This is a genomic window from Pseudomonas sp. PS01298, assembly GCF_029959745.1.
Taxonomy (GTDB): Bacteria; Pseudomonadota; Gammaproteobacteria; order Pseudomonadales; family Pseudomonadaceae; genus Aquipseudomonas; species Aquipseudomonas aylmerensis.
Genome location: NZ_JASCPP010000067.1, coordinates 1 through 21,236 on the forward strand (window position 1 = coordinate 1; position 21,236 = coordinate 21,236).

Here is a 21,236-nt window from a genome sequence, read left to right on the forward strand (position 1 = left end):
CCCCACAGCACAAGCCCCCTCACCACAGGACAAGCCCCAGCACCTCAAGACTAGCCCCATCACACAGGAGTAGCCCCATCACCAGAGGACTAGCCCCCTCACCACAAGACTAGCCCCATCACCACAGGACAAAGCCCTTGCCACGGGACAAGCCCCTCACCACAGGTCGACCCAACTTCAGTGATCAGGCACTTCGCACAACCATGCCTTGAACGCCGCCATCGCCGATGTTTCAGCCCGTGACTGCAAACGCGTCAACCAATAACTGCCCGTGGTAATGCCCACCGCGAACGGCTGGCGAATCGCATCACTCTCCAGTTGCCGCGAGAACATCATCGCCGGTGCCAGTGCCACGCCGATGCCTTGCAGCGCCGCCTCCATCATCGCCAGCGACGAGTCGAACACAATGCTGCGCGGTACCAGGGTGTCGGCGGGCAGCCCGGCGGCCTGGAACCACAGGTTCCACTCATCGGCGCGGTAGGAGCGCAGCAGCGTGTGCTTCAACAGGTCGGCCGGCGCGTGCAGTTGCTCGGCGATCTGCGGGACGCACAACACGGTCAAGGGGGCTTCGAGCAGTTGGCATGCATCGGTGCCGTGCCAGGCACCGGCGCCGAAGCGGATCGCGTAATCCAGGCCTTCGGCAGCCACGTCGACGCGGTTGTTGTGGGTCGACAGGCGCAGGTCGATAAACGGGTAGCGGCTCTGGAAGTCCGGCAGGCGTGGCAGCAGCCAGCCGACGGCAAAGGTGCCGACCGCGCCGACCGTGAGGACCTCGCGGTAATGCCCGCCCTCGAACTGGCCTAAGGTATGTGCAATGCGGTCGAACGATTCACGCACCACCGGCAGCAGGGTCTCGCCTTCGCGGGTGAGCATCAGCCCGCGTGGCAGGCGCTTGAACAAGGTGACATTGAGCTGCGCCTCAAGGCTCTTGACCTGATGGCTGACCGCCGCCTGGGTCACGCACAGTTCGATAGCGGCGCGGGTAAAGCTCAGGTGCCGGGCGGCCGCCTCGAAGGCTCTCAAGGCATTCAGCGGCAGATGGGAGCGAAGCATAGTGACCCCAGAATTTCTAATGGCTGCTGCGAGATATCATCGTTTGCCCAGGGTTGGCGAACTGCATACATTTGCCTCGTCCGCGCAGGCTCTCATCAATCGATCATTCTCATGGAAGCGTTATCATGCCCAAACATTTACGGTCTGGCGTGCTTAATTTCACCGCCATCGCGGCCTTTTTCAGTGCCAGCCACTGCCTGGCCGCCGCCGACCTGCAGGCCGTAGCCGACGCCGCCATCAAACCCCTGATGCAGCAGCAGTCTATTTCCGGCCTGGTCGTCGGCGTGATCAAGGACGGCAAGGCGCAATACTTTAACTACGGCGTCGCCAGCAAAGACACGCAGCAAGCCGTCAGTGAAGACACCCTGTTTGAAGTCGGTTCGGTGAGCAAGACTTTCGCCGCGACCCTCGCCGGTTATGCGGTGGCCAGCGGCACACTCACGCTCTCCGACAAAGCCAGCCACTATTTGCCCGCACTCGCCGGCGGCACGTTCGATCACGTCAGCGTGCTCAACCTCGGCACCTACACGGCCGGCGGCCTGCCCCTGCTGTTCCCCGCCGAGGCGGATAACAACCAGCACATGCTCAGCTACTTCCAGCACTGGAAACCCGACTTCGCGCCTGGCACCCAACGCTTGTACTCCAACCCGAGCCTGGGCCTATTCGGCTACCTCGCGGCACAAAGCCTGAAGCAGCCGTTCGATCAATTGATGGAAAAAACCCTGCTGCCCCAACTCGGGCTCAAGCACACCTTCATCAACGTGCCGAAAAGCCAAATGAGCCTCTACGCCCAAGGCTATGGCAAGGACGGCAAACCGGTACGCGTCAGCCCTGGCGCCCTGGACAGTGAAGCCTACGGGATCAAGACCAGTGCCGCTGACCTGCTGCACTACGTTGAAGTGAACATGCACCCGACGCGCCTGAGTAAAACCTTGCAGCAGGCGATAGGCGCCACTCACACCGGCTATTACACCGTGGACGGCATGACCCAGGGGCTCGGCTGGGAAATGTACCCCTACCCGGTCCCGCTTCAGGTATTGCTCGACGGTAACTCCACAAAAATGGCCATGCAGCCGCACCCGGTCAACTGGCTGACCCCGCCACGAGCGCCGCATGCCGATACGTGGGTGAACAAGACCGGTTCCACCAATGGCTTTGGCGCCTATGTGGCCTACGTGCCGAGCAAGGGGCTGGGGGTGGTGATCCTGGCGAACAAGAACTACCCGAATGGTGAGCGCGTGAAAGTCGCGCATGCGCTTTTGAGCGCGATGGATAACTGAGATCCGACACAAAACTGAACTGTGGGAGCGGCGGTGCGACTCGCCCGGCTCCCACAGGGTATTGCAGTGTTTTCGCCGGTTACATGCCCAGCCAGTGCGGCAACGCCAGTGAGATGAACGGCAGGTACGTGACCATGATCAGGAACACCAGCAGGATCATCAGCCACGGCAACGCCGCGCGAATCGTCTGCCCGAGGCTCAGGCCGGTTACCGCCGAGGTCACGAACAGGTTCAACCCGACCGGTGGGTGGACCAGGCCGATTTCCATGTTGACCACCATCACGATCCCCAGGTGAATCGGGTCAATGCCCAGCTTCATCGCAATCGGGAAAAAGATCGGCGCCAGGATCAGCACAATCGCCGACGGCTCCATGAAGCTCCCCGCCACCAGCAACACAATGTTGACCATGATCAGAAAGCCGATCGGCGTCAGCCCTTCGGAGATCACCCACGCGGTGATTTCCTGCGGGATCTGCTCGGTGGTCAGCACATGCGCAAAGAGCATGGCGTTGGCGATGATAAACATCAGCATGATCGCCAGGCGCCCCGACTCCAGCAGTACCTTGGGGCAGTCGCGAAACGTCATGTCCTTGTAGATGAACAGCGCGACAAACGCCGAGTACACCGCCGCCACCGCCGCCGCTTCGGTCGGGGTGAACATGCCGCTGTAGATGCCGCCGAGAATAATCACCAGCAGCAACAGGCCCCAGAATGCACGGCGTGCGCAGGTCAGCCATTCACGAAAGGTCGCGCGCGGTTGCGCCGGCAGCTTCTTGATGCGCGCGACAATGTAGATCGCGACCATCAGCATCAACCCCAGCAGCAGGCCGGGAATCACCCCGGCCATGAACAGCTTGCCCACCGAGGTTTCCGTCGCCGCCGAGTACACCACCATCACGATCGACGGCGGAATCAGGATACCCAGGGTGCCGGCGTTGCAGATGATCCCCGCGCCGAATTCCTTCGGGTAACCGGAGCGCACCATTCCCGCCACGGCAATCGAGCCCACCGCCGCCACCGTCGCCGGTGACGAGCCGGACAGCGCCGCGAACAGCATGCACGCCAGCACCGCCGCAATCGCCAGGCCGCCACGAATATGCCCGACACAGGCGTTGGCGAAGTCGATCAGGCGCTGCGCCACGCCGCCCGTGGTCATGAATGCACCGGACAGCAGGAAGAACGGAATTGCCAGGAAGGTGTAGGCGTCCGAGGTTTCGAACAGCTTGATCGCCAGCGAACTCACCGAGTCCTGGCTGAACATCAGGATCGACACCGCGCCGGACAGGCCCAGGGAAATCGCGATGGGCACGCCGAGGAACATGAACACGAACAACAGCAGGAATAGACAGAGCACGGCCATCAGTGACGCTCCTCATGGCTGCCAGCCAACTTGCTGGCCTCACCAGCCTCGTCGGCCAGGCCCAACCCGACCTGACGGTGGGTAAAGATGCGGTAGAAAATTTCCAGGTAGCGGATAAACACCAGGGCAAAGCCGATCGGCACGATGATCACGATGTCGCCGACGTCGACGCCGTACTGGTCGAGGTCCTCGGCGCCGATATGGGCCGTCATCACCGCGCTGACCCACTTGTAGCTGGCGACCATGAACAGCCCGGCGTAGGCCAGGCAGCACAGGCACGCGAGCATGCCGAGCACGCGTTGCACCGGGCGTTTGGTCAGCTTGACCAAGGCGTCCACGCCCAGATGGCCGGCGGTGCGCACGCCGTAGGAAATGCCAAAGAAGATCAACCAGCCGAACATCGCCTTGGTCAGCGCCACGCTCCAGGTCATGTCCTGGGCCCAGGTCATGGTGTGGTCGCCCAGGGCATTGAAGAAATTGCTGCTCAAGGCCCACTTGTCGGCCAGGGAGAAGAAAAGCGTGTAGATGTTGTTGAGCATGACGTAGACGAATGTCACCAGGGTCATGGCGGCCAGCAGGAAAGCAATAAAGCCTTCCTCCAGGTGCTCCCAGACGCGCCTTAGCGTTTGCATGGCAAAACCTCGCGAAACTGGACGGGGGTATTCACGACAAGTCACTGACGAAACCGGATCAATGTGGGAGCTGGCTTGCCTGCGATGCGGGCGACTCGGTCTTTGAGGAACACCGAGGTGATGCCATCGCGGGCAAGCCCGCTCCCACAGGAGTCGGGTTTGTTTCAGCAATCAATTACTGGTTGGAAGCGTCGGCTGCCTTGATCAGGTCAGCCCCGATCTCACCCTCGAACTTCTGCCACACCGGGCGCATGGCTTCGCGCCACAGCTGGCGTTGCTCGGGGGTCAGCTCGATGATCTCGCTGGTCTTGGCGTCGACGATCTTCTGCTTGGCCGACTGGTTCAGCGCCTCGGCCTGTTTGTTCACCTCGACGGTGACCTCGACCATTATCTGCTCCAGCGTGCTGCGGATGTCTGGCGGCAGGCCGTTCCAGAAAGTGGCGTTGGTGATCACCATGTAGTCGATCAGGCCATGATTGGACTCGGTGAAGTACTTCTGCACCTCGTTGACCTTCTGGCTCTCATAGTTCGACCAGGTGTTCTCGGTGCCATTCACGGTGCCGGTCTGCAAGCCCTGGTACACCTCGGCGAAGCTCATCTTGCGCGGGTTGGCGCGGATCGCCTTGAACTGCTCTTCAAGCACGCTGGAGGCCTGCACGCGGAACTTCAGGCCACGGGCGTCCTTGGGTTCATGCAGGGCCTTGTTGGACGAGAGTTGCTTGAGGCCGTTGTGCCAATAGGCCAGGCCGAGGATGTTCTTGTCCTGCATCGAGGTCAGCAGGGCCTTGCCCTGGGCAGCCTGGAAACGGTCGACGGCAGCGAGGTCGTTGAACAGGAACGGCAGGTCATAGATCTGCACTTGCTTGGTGTATTGCTCGAACTTGGCCAGCGACGGCGCCAGCATCTGCACGTCGCCCAGCAGCAGCGCCTCCATCTCCTTGCCATCGCCGAACAGCGACGAGTTAGGGTACACCTCGACCTTGACCTTGCCCGGCAGGCGCTCTTCGGCGAGTTTCTTGAACAGCAACGCGCCCTGGCCCTTGGGGGTGTTTTCGGCGACCACGTGGGCGAACTTGATGACAATCGGATCCGCCGCCTGGGCCAGGCCCGCAGCGAACAAGGTGGCGGCGCACAGCAGCGCCCGGGAAAGCTTGAGCATGGGAAATCACCTTCTTATTGTTGTGTTGTAGGGCAAGGTGCCTGATGTCATGCGTGTAGTGAATTTCGAATTTTAGATACCTGCGTTCGGCGTGGACGAACGCGGCTCCGGCACACAACGAAGATCCAATCCGGGCGCTGGCTGGCCGGCGCCTACAGCTGGGGTTGTGTGGTTTATTTATGCGCAGCCAGCAGTCGCTGCGCACGCAACAGCACCGGCGCATCGACCATCTGCCCATCGACTTGATAGGCCCCTGCCCCATCGGCGCCGCCGTCTACCACGCGCTTGGCCCAGGCCAGGTCTGCTGCGCTCGGCGCCAGCGCCTCGTGGATCACCGCCACCTGCCGGGGATGAATGCACAGCGCGCCGGCAAAGCCCATTTCATACGCATGCCGGATCGAACGGCGCAGGCCCTCGGGGTCATCAATGGCCGGGTGTACGCCATCCAGCGGCGCCACCAAACCCGCCGCGCGCGAATGCACGATCAACGCCAGGCGCGCCTGGTCGAGGGCGAACTGCGCGGCCGGCGAATGGCTGCTGAGGTTCAAGTCCAGCGCCAGGTCCAGGCCACCGAACGACAGGCGTTGCACCTGCGGCGCACGGGCGATTTCAGCCACGGCCAACAAACCGCGCGCACTCTCGATAATCGGCCAGATCACTTTGCCGGTGGCGGCCACCACGGCGACCTGGGCGGCACTTTCCACCTTCGGCAACAACACGCCGGCCACATTTGCATGGGCTTTGCAGAACGCCACATCTTCGAAGTGCTCGGCATGCTCCGGCGCGTTGATGCGCACCCAGACCTGGGCGCTGGGACTGGCGGTCAAAAATGCCGCGAGGTTATCCCGCGCCTGGCGCTTGAGGGGTTCTTCCACCGCATCTTCAAAATCCACGATCACCGCGTCGGCACCACTGGCCAGCGCCTTGGAAAAGCGCTCCGGTCGGCTACCGGGAACAAACAGCGCCGAGCGCACAAGAGGGTTTGGCATCACACAATTTCCTTGTTATCGCCCCCCGGTAGGCGCTGGCTGGCCAGCGATGGCGGCCCAGAGATCAACGCAAGACTCAAGGACGCCATCGCCGGCACGCCGGTGCCTACAAAGGGTGCGGGGTCAAATGACGCCGCGTGTTTTCAGGGTTTCGATGGCTTCGGCGCTGAAACCGAGCTGGTCGAGAATCGCTTGGCTGTGCTGGCCCAACGCAGGAACGGCATCCATGCGCGGGGTAAACGCCGCATTGCGCCCCGGTGGCAGCAACGACGGCAGCGGACCGGCCGGGCTGTCGACTTCACGCCAGCGATCGCGCGCCTTGAGTTGCGGGTGGTCCCACACACCTTGCATGTCGTTGACGCGCGCACTGGCGATCTGCGCGTCTTCCAGGCGCTGGATCAGCGCCTCGGCATCCAGCTGTGCAAAACTGTCGACGATGATCTGGCGCAGCACCTCACGGTTGGCCGAGCGCTTGAAGTTGGCGCTGAAGCGCTCGTCCGTGGCCAATTGCGGGGTGAGCAGCACCTTGTCGCAGAACGCCGCCCATTCGCGCTCGTTCTGCAGGCCGAGCATCACCGTGCCGCCGTCGCCGGTGGGAAACGGTCCATACGGGTAGATCGTCGAATGCGCCGCGCCGGCACGGGGAGGCTGCGCGGCGCCGTCGAAAGCGTAATACATCGGGTAGCCCATCCATTCCACCAGGCTTTCGAGCATGCTCACGTCAATGCGGCTGCCCTTGCCGGTCTTGCCACGCAGCAGCAGCGCCGAGAGGATGCCGCTGTAGGCGTACATGCCGGCGGAGATATCGGCGATGGAGCAACCAGCCTTGGCCATCTGGTCTTCGCCAGGGCCACCGGTGACTGACAAAAAGCCGCCTTCGCTCTGGATCAGCAGGTCGTAGGCTTTCTTCTTCTCGTAGGGCCCGCCTTCGCCATAGCCGGAAATATCGCAGACGATCAGCCGAGGAAAACGCTCGTGCAGCGCCTCGAACGACAAGCCCATGCGCGCCGCCGCACCGGGTGCAAGGTTCTGCACCAGCACGTCGGCATCCGCCAACAGGGCTTCGAGGATATCGCCGGCGGCGTCCTGCTTGAGGTCCAGGGTCAGGCTTTCCTTGGAGCGGTTGGTCCACACGAAATGCGAGGCCAGCCCGCGCACGCGTTCGTCGTAGCCACGGGCAAAATCACCGGCCCCGGGGCGTTCGATCTTGATCACGCGGGCGCCGAGGTCCGCCAACTGGCGGGTACAGAATGGCGCGGCAATCGCATGTTCCAGGCTGACAACGGTGATGCCGTCCAGCGGTCGTTGGTTGCTCATGACAATTCCTTCCTCAAAGCCAATCGGCCATGGACGCGGCGTTGCGCAAATCCCAGACCTTGGCGATCAATGCGTCGGCCTGGGCCGGTGTGCGCGCGGCGCTGAACTGGGTGAGGCGCTGGAGTTTGTCGGCCAGTTCCGCGCGACTCAAGGTGTTGCCCGGGTCGCCCTTGGGCTCGTCGATGGCGCCGTGCAGCGTGCGGCCGTCCACCGTGGTGACGGTGACGCGGCCCAGCCAGCGCTGCGGATAGGCCCGGTCGACTTCGGGGTCGAGGGTCATGCTGACCTTGTCGCGAAACGCCGCCACGCCAGGATCAGTCAACGCCCGTTCGTGGAATTCGGTGAGCCCGGCCTTGCCATGCACGGCGATCAATCCCAGCACGGTGCCCATGGAAAACTTGGCCTGGTGCACGCTGGTCGGCACGTTCACTCGCCCGAGCACATCGATGGCGCCCTGGTGCACACGCGTTTGCACGTGGCTGATGTCGGCGGCGTTGAGGCCTTCACGCTGCAGCAAATCCAACAGCGCATCGGCGGCAGGATGGGTATGCCGGCACGAGGCGTGGAACTTGAACGAGGTTTCCAGCAGCGCCCAGCGGCTGCCCAGGCCAGCCGACAACTTGCTCGGCTCGGCGTCCGTGGACATGCCCGCCGCCAGGCCTTGGTCGCCTTCCAGGATATTGCGCGCGCCGGTCAGCCCATCCGCCGTCAGGTAAGCGGCGAGCAATCCGTCTGCTGCAGCCTTGGCCGTGTGCAGTTGCTTGGAGTCGGCGGCGTCGCGCAAAAACTCCCACAGCCCGGCGGCCTGGGTGCCGGCGCTGCCGAGCAGGTTGATGAATTGTTCTTGGTTGAACGCCAACAACTTGCCCACCGCCACGGCCGCCGCCAGCGTGCCGACGGTGGCCGTGGTGTGGAAGATGCGGTAGTGGGAACGGCCCATGAATTCGCCGATGCGGATCCCGGCCTCATAACCGGCCACCGCGGCCAGCAGCAACTCACGGCCGGATTTGCCAAGGTCCTGCGCCGCGGCCAAGGCGGCGGGAAACACCACCGTTGCCGGGTGCAGCACCGAGCTGTTATGCAGGTCGTCCTGCTCCACCAGATGCGACGCGGCGCCGTTGACCAGCGCAGCGAAATACGCACTGCTGCTGCCACCGTTGACGATCACCTGCGCCGGGCCGCTGCTCGGTCCCATCTTTTGCGCATAGCGCTCGAACAACGGAATCGGGTGTGCGCCCTGGCTGGCCAGCGCCGACGCCAGCCAATCCAGGAACAGGTCTTCGGTGCGCGCCAACACGGGCTCGGGCAAGTGTTCGTAGTGCAACTCGGCAAGGAACCGACACAGGGCTTGGGTATGGCTCATGGTCAGGGCCTCAGAAGCTGCGTGGCAGTTCGAGCAAGTGCTCGGCCACGTAGGACAGGATCAGGTTGGTCGAGATCGGCGCCACCTGGTACAGGCGGGTTTCGCGGAATTTGCGCTCGACGTCGTACTCACAGGCAAAACCGAAGCCGCCGTGGGTTTGCAGACAGGCGTTGGCTGCCTCCCAGGACGCCTTGGCCGCCAGGTACTTGGCCATATTGGCGCTGGCCCCGGCATTCTGGCCGCTGTCGTATTCCTCGCAGGCGCGCCAGCGCATCAGGTCGGCCGCTTCGATTTCGATATGCGCTTCGGCAATCGGGAATTGCACGCCCTGGTTCTGCCCGATGGGCCGGCCAAACACCACGCGGTCGCGGGCATACGCACTGGCCTTTTCGATGAACCAGCGGCCGTCGCCGATGCATTCGGCGGCAATCAGCGTGCGCTCGGCGTTGAGGCCGTCGAGGATGTATTTGAAGCCCTTGCCCTCCTCGCCAATCAGGCTATCGAGGGGCAGTTCCAGGTTGTCGAAGAACAGCTCGTTGGTCTCGTGGTTGACCATGTTGGCGATGGGCTGCACGGTCAGGCCGTTGCCGATGGCCTCGCGCAGATCGACCAGGAAGATCGACATGCCCTCGGACTTTTTCTTCACCTCGGCCAGGGGCGTGGTGCGCGCCAAGAGGATCATCAGGTCGGAATGCTGCACCCGCGAGATCCAGACCTTCTGGCCATTGATCACGTATTTGTCGCCGCGCTTGATCGCAGTGGTCTTGATCTTGGTGGTGTCGGTGCCGGTGGTGGGCTCGGTCACGCCCATCGACTGCAGGCGCAATTCGCCGCTGGCGAGCTTGGGCAGGTAGAAGCGTTTTTGCGCCTCGCTGCCGTGTCGCAGCAAGGTGAACATGTTGTACATCTGGCCGTGCACGGTGCCGGAGTTGCCGCCGCAGCGGTTGACCTCCTCGAGGATCACCGAAGCTTCCGCCAGGCCCAGGCCGGAGCCCCCGTATTCTTCAGGGATCATCGCCGACAACCAGCCGGCGTCGGTCAGCGCCTTGACGAACGCTTCGGGGAAGCCCTTTTCTTCATCGATCTTGCGCCAGTAAGCCGCGTCGAATTCGGCGCACAAGGCGCGCACACCGTCGCGGATGGCATTCAGTTCTTCGTTGTCATTGGGGTGCATGTCACGGCTCTCCGCCTGTTGTTCTTGGATTATTCGAAACGTACTTCGGCGGTCTGCGCGAGGCCGTCCGCATTGCCCGCCCATAGCGCGGCGACACCGTCGGCGGTCACGCGCCCGCCGACTTCAAACGGCTGCGGCGCAATCAACGGGCGTACGCCGCGATAGGCAAAATGGCGCAAGGTCGCGTCCGGATGCGCACGGCAAAAGGCTCGCAAGCTCAAGGTGGCGATCAGCGGACCATGCACCACCAGCCCGGCATAGCCTTCGGTGCTGGTGACGTAGGGGTAGTCGTAGTGAATGCGATGGCCGTTGAAGGTCACGGCGCTGTAGCGAAACAGCAGAGTCGGCGTCGGGTCGACCGCCTCTTTCCACTCGCCCCGGGCCAGGGCATCGCCGCTGCCGGCCTTGGGTGGCGTCGGTTCGCGGTAGACGATGTCCTGTTCTTCGCGGATGGCCAGGCGGCCGTCCTGGGAGTAGTCGTGGCGCACGGTGACGAACAGCAGCGAACCGGTGCGGCCGGTCTTTTCTTCGACCCGGGTGATGGTCGACACGCGCGTCGCCGCCTCACCGGCACGCAAGGCGTGCAGGAACTCGATACGCCCACCGGCCCACATGCGATTGCGATTGTCGGCCGGCGGCAGGAAACCGCCCCGGGCCGGATGGCCGTCGGTGCCCAGGGCAGTCTCCGGCAGCGGGTCCTGGAAAAAGCACCATTGCCACAGCGGTGGCAGGTCAGCACCCTGCTCTGGCACGGGTTCGCCGAAGGTGGCGGCGATTCGCTTGAGCAGGTTGGGGCTCAGGTGATCGTGGGCGGTTTCGCTTCGGCCGATCCAATCAGTGGCGCTCATCGGGTGCAGGTCCTCGGGCAGTGAGTGTCTGCCCCGGATCATGCAAGCGCGTGCCCGTTCTGAGAATTTGCATTTCAATAAACCAGCGTTCGGTTATGCTGAACGCCAGCCTCAATTACAAGCGTATTCCCTGTAGGCGCTGGCTTGCCCGCGCCCAGTTGCCATCACCGTTGCCCGAATAGGTGTCTTGCATGCACTTTGATCTCGCCGACCTGCGCCTGTTTATCCATATCGCTGAATCCCCCAGTCTGACCCAGGGCGCCAAGCGTGCGTTTCTCTCGCCGGCTGCCGCGAGTGCGCGGATCAAAGCCCTGGAGGGCCAACTCGACACGCGCCTGCTGTACCGCGACAGCCGTGGCGTGGAGATCACCCCGGCGGGCGAACGGCTGCTGCACCATGCGCGGTTGATCATGCGCCAGGTCGATTATCTGAAGAGTGAGTTCACCCAGTACGGCGTCGATTCTGCCGGGCATATCCGCATCTTCGCCAACACCACGGCGGTCACCGAGTTCCTCCCGGAGGTACTCGCGGGTTTCCTGTCGCAGCGCCCCGGTGTGACCGTGGACCTGCAGGAACGCCTGTCCCGCGATATCGTGCGCGGCGTGCTTGATGGCACCAGCGACATGGGCATCATCGCCGGCCCCGTGGAGGCCGCGGGTCTGCAGGTGCTGCACTTCAGCACCGATGAACTGGTGCTGATGGTACCGGTCGACCACCCGCTGGCGCAGTTGCCCTCGGTGACGCTGGAGCAAACCCTCGCCTACCAGCATATCGGCCTGCATGAAGGCAGCACGTTGTTGAGTTTCCTGCGTGAACACGTGGAACGCCTGGGCAAACATTTGTCGCTGCGCATCCAGGTGTCGAGCTTCGAGGCGATCTGCCGGATGGTCGAGGCCGGCGTCGGGATCGGCATCATTCCCGAGTCGGCCGCCGTGCGGCACAGTCGCACCATGCAGTTGGTGGCGGTGAAGCTGGATGAGCCCTGGGCGATTCGCGAGCGCAGCATCCTGGTACGCGAGCTGGAAGCACTGCCGGGGACCATTCGTGCATTGATTGCCACGCTGATGCCGCAAAGCGCCTAAGCTCAGCAGTCACCTTGCCAGAGGAGACGCCCCATGCAACTCGAAGGATCCTGCCATTGCGGCGCCGTGACGTTCAGCCTGAACAGCGCCCACCCCTACCCTTACCAGCGTTGCTATTGCTCGATCTGCCGCAAGACCCAAGGCGGTGGCGGCTACGCGATCAACCTGGCCGGGGACACCCAAAGCTTGAAGGTCCAGGGCCGCAAACAGATTTCGATCTATCACGCGCGGCTCAAGCCCGAGGGCGCCAGTCGCGCCCACGCCAGCACCGCCGAGCGGCACTTCTGCTCGCAGTGCGGCAGCGCCCTGTGGCTGTTCAGCCCGGAATGGCCGGAACTGATCCACCCGTTCGCCTCGGCCATCGACACGCCCTTGCCGGTACCGCCGCAACACACGCACCTGATGCTCGGTTCGAAGGCGCCCTGGGTTGAGGTCAGCGTGCGCAAGGGCGACCTGCAGTTCGAGGAATACCCCGAGGAATCCATCGCCCAATGGCATGAGCGCCTGGGGTTGACCCGTTAACAGTCTTTGACAGTTTCCCGACAAAGCTCGCAAAGATTGTCGGACCGCGCTTCCCTAGCATTCGAGCATCCAAACGGCCATCCGGGTGCTCTTCATGTTTCGCACATTGCGCGGTATTCCGCTGTTGGGTTGCCTGCTCGGCAGTCTCGGTTGCCAAGGGCAATCGCCGGCCCCGCCGCCGATTCCCAAGGGTGACTACGGCGCTGTCATTCGCTACCTGCAGGCGCGTATCCCGCGCGACATGGCGCGCGACAATGTGGCCGGCCTGTCGATTGCCCTGGTCAATGGCCAGGAACTGATCTGGGCGCGCGGCTTCGGCCTGGCCGACAAGGCGCGGGGCGTGCCGGTCACGCCGAACACGGCGTTTCGCGCCGGCGGCATTTCCAAACTGCTGACGGCTACGGCAGCCTTGCAACTGGTGGAGCAACAGCGGCTGGCCCTGGATGCGCCGATCCAGCAGACCCTGCGCGAGTTCCATGTGCGTTCGCGCTTTCATGCCGACCCGGCCGCCGCCGACCGCGATATCACCTTGCGGCGGTTGCTCAGCCACCAATCCGGCCTGCCCAGCGAACACCTGCGCGACCTGCGCAGCGACTTCGCCATGGGCCAGATGCCGATGCGCATCTCCGGCGTGTGGTTGAGCAGTCCACCGGGCTCTCAAGTGGCCTATTCCAACCTTGCTTATGCGCTGGTCGGGGCCGCCATCGAACGCGCCAGCGGCAACAGCTTCGAAGCCCAGTTGCAGCACAGCCTGCTCAAGCCGCTGGAGATGAACCAGTCGGGTTTTACCGGCACCCGCAGCGCGCAGGATTACCGCGCCCAAGGCTACGAGGACGGCATTGCCAGCCCCGATGCCCAGGTGCGCGACCTCGCCGCAGGCGGTTTGTGGACCAGCCCCAAGGACCTCGCGCGCTATCTGCAGATGCTGTTTGCCCACGGCCTCTACAAAGATCAGCGGCTGCTGCGCAGTGCCTCGATTGAGCAAATGTTCACCCAGCAAAACACCGGCAACGCGCTGGACTTCGACTGCCAGATGGGCCTGGCCTGGTTCCTCGCGCCCTGCGGTGACGAACCGGTCGGCCCCGCCATACGCACCTACCAGCACAGCGGTGGAGGGGATGATTTTGCTGCACAGTTGACCCTGCTGCCGGACCAGCAACTGGGCGTGATCATCATGGCCAATGACAGCCATGCCGAGGAACTGGTCGCCACGCTGGCCACCGACACCCTGCGCCTGATGCTGCAGGCACAAACCGGCCAGGCAGTCTGCGCCGATGACTGCCAGGCGCCCAGCCATGGCCTCAAGTTGCGCCACGTGCCGGCGGCCATCGACCGCAAGCGCCTGGCCGGGTTCTACGCGACCGCCTGGGGCGTGTTTCGCATCAAGGATGGCCACAGCCGGCTGGCTGGCGAGTTGGCCGGCTTCGATTTCGAGTTGCTGCGCGACGACGAAGGCTGGTTGCGCGCGCAGAAAAAAGTCCTCGGCTTCTGGCTCAAGGACCTCGGCGAACTCAGCCGCATCCAGTTGGACGTTGTCACGGTGCAAGGCCGCCAGATGCTCACCGCACGCAGCCACGGCCAACGCATTGCCATCGGCGAGCGCATCGAGCCGCCGCCCTTGCCCCTGGCCTGGGCCGACACCATCGGCACGTATCAAGTGCTCAACACCCATGAGCCCGACGCGCCGTTGAGCGGTGTCAGCGTGCGCCTGGAAGACGGCTTCCTGGTGATGCGCGGCCAACGGCACGACGAACCGCTGACCGACTACATCCTGCTGCCGGTCGACAACGCCCACGCGGTGCTGGCCGGTAACGGCTATGGCCTGGGCGACACCGTGAGCCGCCAGGTCAACGGCCTCAGCGCCTCGGGCTACGCCTTCAAACGCACGCAATCCCCTCATAAACCCCTGGTTCTCTAACCCCCTGGATGGACATTCTTATGCGCTCGACCACCCTGTGCCTGTCGCTCTCCTCACTGTGCCTGTTGGCCGGTGCCGACCGCGCCCTGGCCGAAGACTGGCAATACAGCCTCAAGGCCGGCGTGGCCAACGCGCCGCGCTACAGCGGCAGCGACCAGCGCATGAGCGCGCCGCTGCTGGGCGGCAAAGTCGTCAGCCCGTGGGGGATTTTCCTCGACACCGACAAAGGCCTGGGCTGGGGGTATGAAGGCAACGCCTTGAGCTTCAGCACCTACGTGGGCGCCAGCAGTTCGCGTAAAGACAAGAACGAAAGCCTGCACGCCGGCTCCAAGCGACTCAAGGGCATGGGCGAGATCAAGGCCCGTCCGCAAGTGGGGGTAAGCGCAAGCTACAACCTGGGCGGCGTAATCGTCGGCGCGACCCTGGAGCACGCGCTCAAGGAAGACGACCACAAGGACAGCGGCAAGGCCTTCACCCACCTGGAACTGAGCCTGGGCACCAACCTCTATGACGGCCGCTACGGTTCGGTCGACGCCAGCCTCAGCAGCCATTTTGGTGACCGCAATTACCTGCAGACCTGGTACGGCGTGACCACCGGCCAAGCGGCGCAAAGCCGCTTCCAGGCCTACAAGGCCGGTGCAGGCAACATCAGCAACGGCCTGAACCTGGTGTGGAGCGTGCCGATCAGCGAACACACCGAATTCTCGACCCTGCTCGATGTGCAGTACCTGGCGGATGAAGCGGGCAAGAGCCCGATTGTCGAGCGCAGGCTACAAACGTCGGTGATGGGCGTGCTTGAGTACACGTTCTAATGAGGTAACCCCATCAACCTGTGGGAGCAAGCCCCCTCCCACCGGTGAGTTCTGCACGATGGACGCTTGTTACTCGGCATACGCCCAGGTCATCCGGAACGACGCCCCGCCCCACTCTGAATCCAGTACTTGCACCTGCCCGCCATGCCACTGCGAGACCCGCTGCACCAGCGCCAGGCCGAGGCCGAAGCCACCGGTGCGGCGGTCGCGGCTGGCGTCCAGGCGCATGAACGGCTGGAAGATCTTCGCGCGACCGTCCTCGGGCACACCGGGGCCGTCGTCGCACACGCGCACTTCATAGCCGCTGCCGAACTTGACCAGCGACACTTCGACCCGGCGCTCGGCGTAGCGGATGGCATTGCGCAGCAGGTTGATCACCGCACGTGCCATGAAGCGCGGTTCGATCTGGATAAAGTCCACCTCGCAGGTGCGCAGCGACAGCTGGATGCCAGCCGCCTCAGCCTCCAGCGCCACGCTGCCGATCACGCTGTCGAGCCAGCTGTGGGCCTCGATGCGCTCGCGGGTCACCTGGGTGGCGCCGCGCTCCAGCCTGGCATAGGTGAGCAGTTCGGAGACCATTTCTTCCAGCTCGCCGAGGTCGGCGTACATGTCGGCGATCAACGCGCGGCTCTCGCGTGGGTCGGCCTGTTGCTTGAGCTGGTCGAGCTCGAACGACAACCGCGCAATCGGCGTGCGCAGCTCGTGGGACACCGCGTTGGTGAGTTCACGCTGATTGGCGATCAGGCTTTCGATGCGTTCGGCCATCTGGTTGAAGTGCCCGGCCAGCTCACGCACGGTGGAGCGTCGCGGCAGCAGGATGCGCGAGCCGAGGTCGTTGTCGCCAAAGCGTTGCGCGGCCAGGCGGATGTGCTCCAGGTCCCGCCAGTGCGGGCGCACCCAGAAGTACAGGACGATGGCCAGGCACAACCCGAGAAACCCATAGGCCCACAGGTACAGCCATTTGGGTTCTTCCGGCAGCTTGATTTCCAGCAACTGCGGGCCACCGTCGATGCTGGTGAGGAATTCCCGGAAGTCGCCACGCACCACCAGCAACCCTTCGGCCAGCAGTTGTTGTTCACGCGCGGTCAGCGCCTGGGTGTCTTTGGGCACCAGCTTGAGGCGCAGGCCGTAATGCACTTGCAGCTCGTCCAGCCGGGCCTGGCGATCGTCCCCGCGCAGTGGCCGTAATTGCTCTACCAGCCCATAGGCAGGACCGCGCAGGGCTTCGCGGTTATAGGTTTCATTGGCCTCGGGCAGCAGCTCGTCGAAGGTGTAGTTGACCAGCCAGATCGCCGCCGCCAGGCCGATCGCCAGAATCACATACAGGCGCAGAAACAGCCGCAGCATCTAGACCTCCCACGCAAACGGATTGAACAGATAGCCCTTGCCCCAGATGGTCTTGATGCACACCGGCTCGCGGGGATTGTCATTGAGCTTGCTGCGCAACTTGCTGATGTATACGTCGACGCTGCGGTTAAGGCCATCGAAGGCGATGCCGCGCATGCGGTTGAGAATGTCGTCGCGCGAGAGGATCTTGCCGGCGCTGCTGGCCAGCAACCACAGCAGTTCGAACTCCATGGTGGTGAGGTCGACCTGCTCCTCCCCAAGGCTGACCACCCGGCAACTGCGGTCGATCGCCAGCCGGCCAAAGGCGATGGAGCCGCGCACCGTCGGCTCCGGCGCCTGCCGACGCTGCAGCGCGCGCAGGCGTGCGAGCAGCACCGGGGGCTTGATCGGCTTGATCACATAGTCGTCGGCCCCGGACTCCAGGCCGAGGATGTGGTCCAGGTCATCTTCCTTGGCGGTGAGGATCACAATCGGCGTGTCGGACACATTGCGAATCTCGCGGCACACATGCAGGCCGCTCTGCCCCGGCAGCATCAGGTCGAGCACGACGATTTTCGGCTTGAACTCGAGAAACGCCGCCAGGGCTTCATCGCCGCGGTGCACCACGCGCACCTCGAAGCCATGCTGCGACAGAAAGTGCGCGATCAGCCCTGCCAGCTTCTCGTCGTCCTCAACGAGCAGGACCTTGCCCAGACCCAGGTTTTCCATAAGTTCTCAGTGTGCAAAGGCGGATTGAAGAGTGGGCATTATAGGTGGCAAGCTGGGCCTCTGACCCCACTGGTCAACGGCGGCCGACGAAGCTTCATGCTTTTAAGAGTTTTTAACAAATAGCCCGCACTCTTTAACGCCATTCACAGGGAGTTGTATGCGCAAGGATTACCTGGCGTTCTTCGTTTCACTGTTCCTGTCACGGCTGGCAGACCAGATCCTGCTGTTTATCGTGCCGTTGATCGTGTTTCAGACCACCCAGAGTGTGTCGTGGGCCGGGCTGGCATTTTTCGTCGAGTCACTGCCACGCTTTCTCGCCTTCCCGGTGTGCGGCGCAATGTGTGACAAGTTTTCCCCGGTGCGCATCCTGCATATCAGCCAGGTCTACCGGGCGCTGGCGTGTGGGGTGGCGGTGGCACTGTACGCGGTATTCGACGGCATTTATTGGATCGTGGGGCTTTCCGCGCTGTGCGGGGTGCTGACCACCCAGGGCATCATGGCCCGCGAAGTGCTGATGCCGCATGTTTTCCAGCAATACAGTTATGCCAAGACCCTCTCCTACTCGCAGATCGCCGACCAGAGCGGCTTGGTGCTGGGGCCGCTGATTGCCGCACTGATGCTGCAAGTGTGGGCCTGGCATTGGGTGGTACTGGGCATCGCCGGCCTGTTTGTGCTGGCGGACCTGGCCATGTGGGCCTGGCAGCGCAGCAATACCGTGACGCTTGCACACCATGCGCAGCACCGGGATATCTGGGTGCAACCGCTGCGCATTGCCTTCGGGCATATCCAGCAGCTGGCGGGACTCAAGCGCTTGATTGCGCTGACGGTCGGGGTCAACTTGATCATCGGGGTCACGCTGGCCACGTCCGCCGCCATGGTCATCGGTCTCTACGCGGCAGACAAGGATGCCTACGCCCTGCTGCAAGCCGCCGGCGCCCTGGTGACCATCGCGATTCTGTTTTACCTGGCGCGCAGCGCACTGCCGCTGAAAGTGCTGGGTGGCCTGTCGTATGTGTTGATCGCCGTCGGAGCATTGATCACCGCCCTCAGCCCGACGCTATGGGCTTACACCCTGGGCTTTTTGCTGGTGATCGGCTTCGACAAGATGTACAGCGTGTACATGCGCAGCGTCCGGCAAAAAGTCATCCCGGTGCAGGATTTCGGCAAGACCGTCGGTGTGATCACCCTGCTCAACAACCTGCCACAACCGTTGGCCGGCCTGGCGGTTGCGCTGCTGGCCAGCCCGTTGGGCACGCAAACGGTGATCCTGCTGCTGACCGCGATCACCGCGTTGATCGGCGTGGCCGTGGCCTCAGGCTGGTACGCCACTGTGAAAGCGGAACTCGATGTCGGGTGACTCGATCAGTTCCTGCTCGGCCGCCCGCACCCGCTCGATCACCTGGGCGATGTCCTTGGCGTCGCCGTACTGGTAGGCCAGCTTGAGGTAACCCTGGAAGTGCCGCGCCTCGCTTTTCAGCAGGCCGAAGTAGAACTTGCCGAGTTCTTCGTCCAAATGCGGCACCAGGGCTTCGAAACGCTCGCAACTGCGCGCTTCGATAAAGGCGCCGACCACCAGCGTATCCACCAACTTGACCGGTTCGTGGCTGCGCACCACCTTGCGCAAACCGGAGGCATAACGCCCGGCGTGCAACTGGCGCAGTTCAACCTTGCGCTTTTTCATCAGGCGCATGACTTGTTCGTGGTGCACCAGCTCTTCGCGGGCCAGGCGCGACATCATGTTGATCAGGTCAACATGGCCGTGGTACTTGGCAATCAGGCTGAGGGCGGTGCTGGCGGCCTTGAATTCGCAGTTCTTGTGGTCGATCAGCAGGGTGTCCTGATCGGCCAGCGCGGCCTGGACCCAGGCGTCGGGGGTGCGGCAGCCGAGGAATTCGTGGATTTCGGGCAGGTTCATCGGGCTCACGGGCAAAGGATCACAAAAGGGCGCCGATTATACCGACCGCGCCGCAGACCACCAGCCACCGGCCTTGATGTGCATCAACATGACGTCCGGCGAGCAGCAACTATAGTTGTTCCAGCCCGCCCCTTTTTGGAGATCCCGATCATGCAAGCCATTCGCAGCATCCTGGTGGTCATCGAGCCCGAGCATTCGGAAAGCCTGGCCCTCAAGCGCGCGAAGTTGATCGCCGGGGTCACCGGCGCGCACCTGCACCTGCTGGTGTGCGACCGCAAGCACGAGCACTCGGCGCTGTTGAGCCTGCTTAAATCCTCCCTGCAAGAGGATGGCTACAGCGTCACCACCGAGCAGGCCTGGAATGAGAGCCTGCACGAAACCATCATCGACGTGCAGCAGGCTGAAGGCTGTGGCCTGGTGATCAAGCAGCATTTCCCCGACAGCCCGTTGAAAAAGGCCCTGTTGACCCCGGCGGACTGGAAGTTGCTGCGCTACTGCCCAACGGCCGTGCTGCTGGTCAAGACCGCTACGCCGTGGGCTGGCGGGGTGATCCTGGCCGCAATTGATGTGGGCAACACCGATGGCGAGCACCGTTCGCTGCACAATTCGATCATCGATCATGGCTTTGATATCGCCAGCCTGGCCAAGGCGCAGCTGCATGTGATCAGCGCCCATCCGTCGCCCATGCTGTCGGCGGCGGACCCGACCTTCCAGCTCAAGGAGACCATCGAGGCGCGCTATCGCGAGCAATGCAAGGCCTTCCAGGCTGAGTTCGATGTGGACGATGCGCACCTGCATATCGAGGAAGGCCCGGCGGATGTGCTGATCCCGTTCGCGGCGCATAAATGGCAGGCGGCGGTAACCATCATCGGCACCGTGGCGCGCACCGGGCTTTCCGGGGCGCTGATCGGCAATACGGCGGAGGTGGTGCTGGATGAGGTGGAAAGCGACGTGCTGGTGCTTAAGCCGCAGGAGCTGATGGATCACTTGGAGGAACTGGCCACCCAGGCCTGACACGCAGGCCGGTGCCGGCTGGCTTCAAAGGTGGGAGCTTCATCAGTGCCCAAACGCGTCCTTGAGAAACCCCGGGGCGATATAGCGCTGGTAGTGGGCCTCGGACAAGATAAAGAACTCGCGGTCGATGGCGTCGCGCAAGTCCGGCAGGTTCCAGTCACGAAACTCCGGCAACAGCACCATGCCATAGGCTTCCAGGTTGGAAATCACCCGCGCGCCCCGGGCAATCAACTGATAGGCCCAGCAGTACTCGGACTGGTGCGGCACGAAGCGAATCTTGCGCTGCTCCAGCTGGCCGCGCAGGGTCTTGGGGTCGAAAATCTCCAGTTTGCCGGCCATCACCTGCACCAACAGCTGCTCCAGGCGCAGCCACACTGCCCGTTTTTCTTCTTCGTTATAGCCATTCCACTGGATCACTTCGTGGTGGAAACGCTTGCAGCCACGGCACACGAGATCGCCGTAAACCGTGGAGCACAGGCCGACGCAGGGGGTCTTGATGGTTTGGTTGGACATGGGCAACGACACGCAAATCAGCGAAACAGTGCGCCATGTTAGCCCTTTGTCTAACCTTCATCACCCTGCAAACTTGGCGAGGCAACTTACCTTTAGAAATTTTTTGCCGTAGAATCATCCGGCCTTGTAAGGCGCCAATAATCCGCTGGAAGCTGTTTTCAAAGCGTCACGAGCACAGTCGTTCCTTCAGAACGGTGTTGGCGTGGGTTCGACCCGGTAGGTCAGGACCC

Annotated in this window: 20 protein-coding genes; 7 read left to right on the forward strand and 13 right to left on the reverse strand. The window is 63.1% G+C overall.

What is annotated here, in order from left to right:
- Positions 1-177: 177 nt before the first annotated feature.
- Positions 178-1,053 carry a LysR family transcriptional regulator gene (locus tag QMX97_RS20980; protein ID WP_282397532.1) on the reverse strand — a complete coding sequence of 292 codons (876 nt, stop codon included), beginning with the start codon at positions 1,051-1,053 and terminating at the stop codon, positions 178-180.
- A 125-nt stretch (positions 1,054-1,178) separates the two neighbouring features.
- Here QMX97_RS20980 and ampC point away from each other — a divergent pair, with 125 nt between their 5' ends.
- On the forward strand, positions 1,179-2,333 hold the full coding sequence (gene ampC, locus QMX97_RS20985; protein WP_282397533.1) for a class C beta-lactamase: 1,155 nt from the start codon (positions 1,179-1,181) through the stop codon (positions 2,331-2,333).
- Positions 2,334-2,412: 79 nt separating this feature from the next.
- On the opposite strand, the gene dctM is transcribed toward ampC, so the two are convergent.
- From dctM to QMX97_RS21025, 8 genes are all read right to left on the reverse strand, one after another.
- Entirely contained in the window at positions 2,413-3,693 is a 1,281-nt protein-coding gene (dctM, locus tag QMX97_RS20990) for a C4-dicarboxylate TRAP transporter large permease protein DctM (protein ID WP_065907971.1), read from the reverse strand.
- Positions 3,693-4,325 carry a TRAP transporter small permease gene (locus tag QMX97_RS20995; protein WP_065907970.1) on the reverse strand — a complete coding sequence of 211 codons (633 nt, stop codon included), beginning with the start codon at positions 4,323-4,325 and terminating at the stop codon, positions 3,693-3,695. Before QMX97_RS20995 ends, dctM begins: the two co-directional genes overlap by 1 nt.
- 175 nt (positions 4,326-4,500) lie before the next feature.
- Positions 4,501-5,484 (reverse strand): TRAP transporter substrate-binding protein, encoded by a 984-nt coding sequence (locus tag QMX97_RS21000; RefSeq protein WP_065907969.1) that lies wholly within the window; start codon positions 5,482-5,484, stop codon positions 4,501-4,503.
- A 173-nt stretch (positions 5,485-5,657) separates the two neighbouring features.
- On the reverse strand, positions 5,658-6,473 hold the full coding sequence (locus QMX97_RS21005) for a CoA ester lyase (protein ID WP_282397534.1): 816 nt from the start codon (positions 6,471-6,473) through the stop codon (positions 5,658-5,660).
- Between the two features lie 123 nt (positions 6,474-6,596).
- Positions 6,597-7,796: a CaiB/BaiF CoA-transferase family protein gene (locus QMX97_RS21010; protein WP_282397545.1), complete on the reverse strand. Its 1,200-nt coding sequence runs from the start codon at positions 7,794-7,796 to the stop codon at positions 6,597-6,599.
- 7 nt (positions 7,797-7,803) lie between these two features.
- Complete coding sequence (locus tag QMX97_RS21015; RefSeq protein ID WP_282397535.1) at positions 7,804-9,153, reverse strand: MmgE/PrpD family protein; 1,350 nt, start codon at positions 9,151-9,153, stop codon at positions 7,804-7,806.
- Positions 9,154-9,163: 10 nt separating this feature from the next.
- A complete protein-coding gene (locus QMX97_RS21020; RefSeq protein ID WP_106803645.1) occupies positions 9,164-10,327 on the reverse strand; it encodes an acyl-CoA dehydrogenase family protein in 1,164 nt (387 codons plus the stop codon).
- 29 nt (positions 10,328-10,356) lie between these two features.
- Positions 10,357-11,175 carry a MaoC family dehydratase N-terminal domain-containing protein gene (locus QMX97_RS21025; protein ID WP_282397536.1) on the reverse strand — a complete coding sequence of 273 codons (819 nt, stop codon included), beginning with the start codon at positions 11,173-11,175 and terminating at the stop codon, positions 10,357-10,359.
- A 191-nt stretch (positions 11,176-11,366) separates the two neighbouring features.
- Between QMX97_RS21025 and QMX97_RS21030 the strand changes: the two genes are divergently transcribed.
- The 4 genes from QMX97_RS21030 (at position 11,367) to QMX97_RS21045 (ending at position 15,509) form a co-directional block, all read left to right on the forward strand.
- Positions 11,367-12,257 carry a LysR family transcriptional regulator gene (locus QMX97_RS21030; protein ID WP_065907961.1) on the forward strand — a complete coding sequence of 297 codons (891 nt, stop codon included), beginning with the start codon at positions 11,367-11,369 and terminating at the stop codon, positions 12,255-12,257.
- A gap of 33 nt (positions 12,258-12,290) precedes the next feature.
- On the forward strand, positions 12,291-12,779 hold the full coding sequence (locus QMX97_RS21035; RefSeq protein WP_106803643.1) for a GFA family protein: 489 nt from the start codon (positions 12,291-12,293) through the stop codon (positions 12,777-12,779).
- Positions 12,780-12,873: 94 nt separating this feature from the next.
- Complete coding sequence (locus QMX97_RS21040) at positions 12,874-14,697, forward strand: serine hydrolase domain-containing protein (protein ID WP_282397537.1); 1,824 nt, start codon at positions 12,874-12,876, stop codon at positions 14,695-14,697.
- Positions 14,698-14,717: 20 nt separating this feature from the next.
- Positions 14,718-15,509 carry a MipA/OmpV family protein gene (locus tag QMX97_RS21045; protein WP_083221476.1) on the forward strand — a complete coding sequence of 264 codons (792 nt, stop codon included), beginning with the start codon at positions 14,718-14,720 and terminating at the stop codon, positions 15,507-15,509.
- Positions 15,510-15,578: 69 nt separating this feature from the next.
- On the opposite strand, the gene QMX97_RS21050 is transcribed toward QMX97_RS21045, so the two are convergent.
- Positions 15,579-16,856: an ATP-binding protein gene (locus tag QMX97_RS21050; RefSeq protein WP_282397538.1), complete on the reverse strand. Its 1,278-nt coding sequence runs from the start codon at positions 16,854-16,856 to the stop codon at positions 15,579-15,581.
- A complete protein-coding gene (locus QMX97_RS21055) occupies positions 16,857-17,564 on the reverse strand; it encodes a response regulator (protein WP_065907949.1) in 708 nt (235 codons plus the stop codon).
- A 157-nt stretch (positions 17,565-17,721) separates the two neighbouring features.
- On the opposite strand from QMX97_RS21055, the gene QMX97_RS21060 reads away from it, so the two are divergent.
- Positions 17,722-18,921: an MFS transporter gene (locus tag QMX97_RS21060; protein ID WP_282397539.1), complete on the forward strand. Its 1,200-nt coding sequence runs from the start codon at positions 17,722-17,724 to the stop codon at positions 18,919-18,921.
- Here the strand turns inward: QMX97_RS21060 and miaE are convergent.
- Positions 18,877-19,479 carry a tRNA isopentenyl-2-thiomethyl-A-37 hydroxylase MiaE gene (miaE, locus tag QMX97_RS21065; RefSeq protein WP_078048732.1) on the reverse strand — a complete coding sequence of 201 codons (603 nt, stop codon included), beginning with the start codon at positions 19,477-19,479 and terminating at the stop codon, positions 18,877-18,879. The genes QMX97_RS21060 and miaE overlap by 45 nt on opposite strands.
- A 150-nt stretch (positions 19,480-19,629) precedes the next feature.
- Here miaE and QMX97_RS21070 point away from each other — a divergent pair, with 150 nt between their 5' ends.
- Positions 19,630-20,493, forward strand: a complete 864-nt coding sequence (locus tag QMX97_RS21070; protein WP_065907943.1) for a universal stress protein — start codon at positions 19,630-19,632, stop codon at positions 20,491-20,493.
- Between the two features lie 42 nt (positions 20,494-20,535).
- On the opposite strand, the gene QMX97_RS21075 is transcribed toward QMX97_RS21070, so the two are convergent.
- The gene (locus QMX97_RS21075; protein ID WP_065907941.1) at positions 20,536-21,006 is read right to left on the reverse strand and encodes a DUF1289 domain-containing protein; all 471 of its coding nucleotides are present in this window, start codon (positions 21,004-21,006) and stop codon (positions 20,536-20,538) included.
- Between the last annotated feature and the right edge of the window lie 230 nt (positions 21,007-21,236).

What these genes read in the sequence shown, in the direction of transcription:
- ampC (WP_282397533.1), top strand. Translation starts at nt 1,179, where the DNA reads ATGCCCAAACATTTACGGTCTGGCGTGCTTAATTTCACCGCCATCGCG.
- QMX97_RS21015 (WP_282397535.1), bottom strand. Translation starts at nt 9,153, where the DNA reads ATGAGCCATACCCAAGCCCTGTGTCGGTTCCTTGCCGAGTTGCACTAC.
- QMX97_RS21030 (WP_065907961.1), top strand. Translation starts at nt 11,367, where the DNA reads ATGCACTTTGATCTCGCCGACCTGCGCCTGTTTATCCATATCGCTGAA.
- QMX97_RS21025 (WP_282397536.1), bottom strand. Translation starts at nt 11,175, where the DNA reads ATGAGCGCCACTGATTGGATCGGCCGAAGCGAAACCGCCCACGATCAC.
- QMX97_RS21055 (WP_065907949.1), bottom strand. Translation starts at nt 17,564, where the DNA reads ATGGAAAACCTGGGTCTGGGCAAGGTCCTGCTCGTTGAGGACGACGAG.
- QMX97_RS21020 (WP_106803645.1), bottom strand. Translation starts at nt 10,327, where the DNA reads ATGCACCCCAATGACAACGAAGAACTGAATGCCATCCGCGACGGTGTG.
- QMX97_RS20995 (WP_065907970.1), bottom strand. Translation starts at nt 4,325, where the DNA reads ATGCAAACGCTAAGGCGCGTCTGGGAGCACCTGGAGGAAGGCTTTATT.
- QMX97_RS21035 (WP_106803643.1), top strand. Translation starts at nt 12,291, where the DNA reads ATGCAACTCGAAGGATCCTGCCATTGCGGCGCCGTGACGTTCAGCCTG.
- miaE (WP_078048732.1), bottom strand. Translation starts at nt 19,479, where the DNA reads ATGAACCTGCCCGAAATCCACGAATTCCTCGGCTGCCGCACCCCCGAC.
- QMX97_RS21060 (WP_282397539.1), top strand. Translation starts at nt 17,722, where the DNA reads ATGCGCAAGGATTACCTGGCGTTCTTCGTTTCACTGTTCCTGTCACGG.
- QMX97_RS21070 (WP_065907943.1), top strand. Translation starts at nt 19,630, where the DNA reads ATGCAAGCCATTCGCAGCATCCTGGTGGTCATCGAGCCCGAGCATTCG.
- QMX97_RS20980 (WP_282397532.1), bottom strand. Translation starts at nt 1,053, where the DNA reads ATGCTTCGCTCCCATCTGCCGCTGAATGCCTTGAGAGCCTTCGAGGCG.
- QMX97_RS21005 (WP_282397534.1), bottom strand. Translation starts at nt 6,473, where the DNA reads ATGCCAAACCCTCTTGTGCGCTCGGCGCTGTTTGTTCCCGGTAGCCGA.
- QMX97_RS21000 (WP_065907969.1), bottom strand. Translation starts at nt 5,484, where the DNA reads ATGCTCAAGCTTTCCCGGGCGCTGCTGTGCGCCGCCACCTTGTTCGCT.
- QMX97_RS21075 (WP_065907941.1), bottom strand. Translation starts at nt 21,006, where the DNA reads ATGTCCAACCAAACCATCAAGACCCCCTGCGTCGGCCTGTGCTCCACG.
- QMX97_RS21045 (WP_083221476.1), top strand. Translation starts at nt 14,718, where the DNA reads ATGCGCTCGACCACCCTGTGCCTGTCGCTCTCCTCACTGTGCCTGTTG.
- dctM (WP_065907971.1), bottom strand. Translation starts at nt 3,693, where the DNA reads ATGGCCGTGCTCTGTCTATTCCTGCTGTTGTTCGTGTTCATGTTCCTC.
- QMX97_RS21040 (WP_282397537.1), top strand. Translation starts at nt 12,874, where the DNA reads ATGTTTCGCACATTGCGCGGTATTCCGCTGTTGGGTTGCCTGCTCGGC.
- QMX97_RS21050 (WP_282397538.1), bottom strand. Translation starts at nt 16,856, where the DNA reads ATGCTGCGGCTGTTTCTGCGCCTGTATGTGATTCTGGCGATCGGCCTG.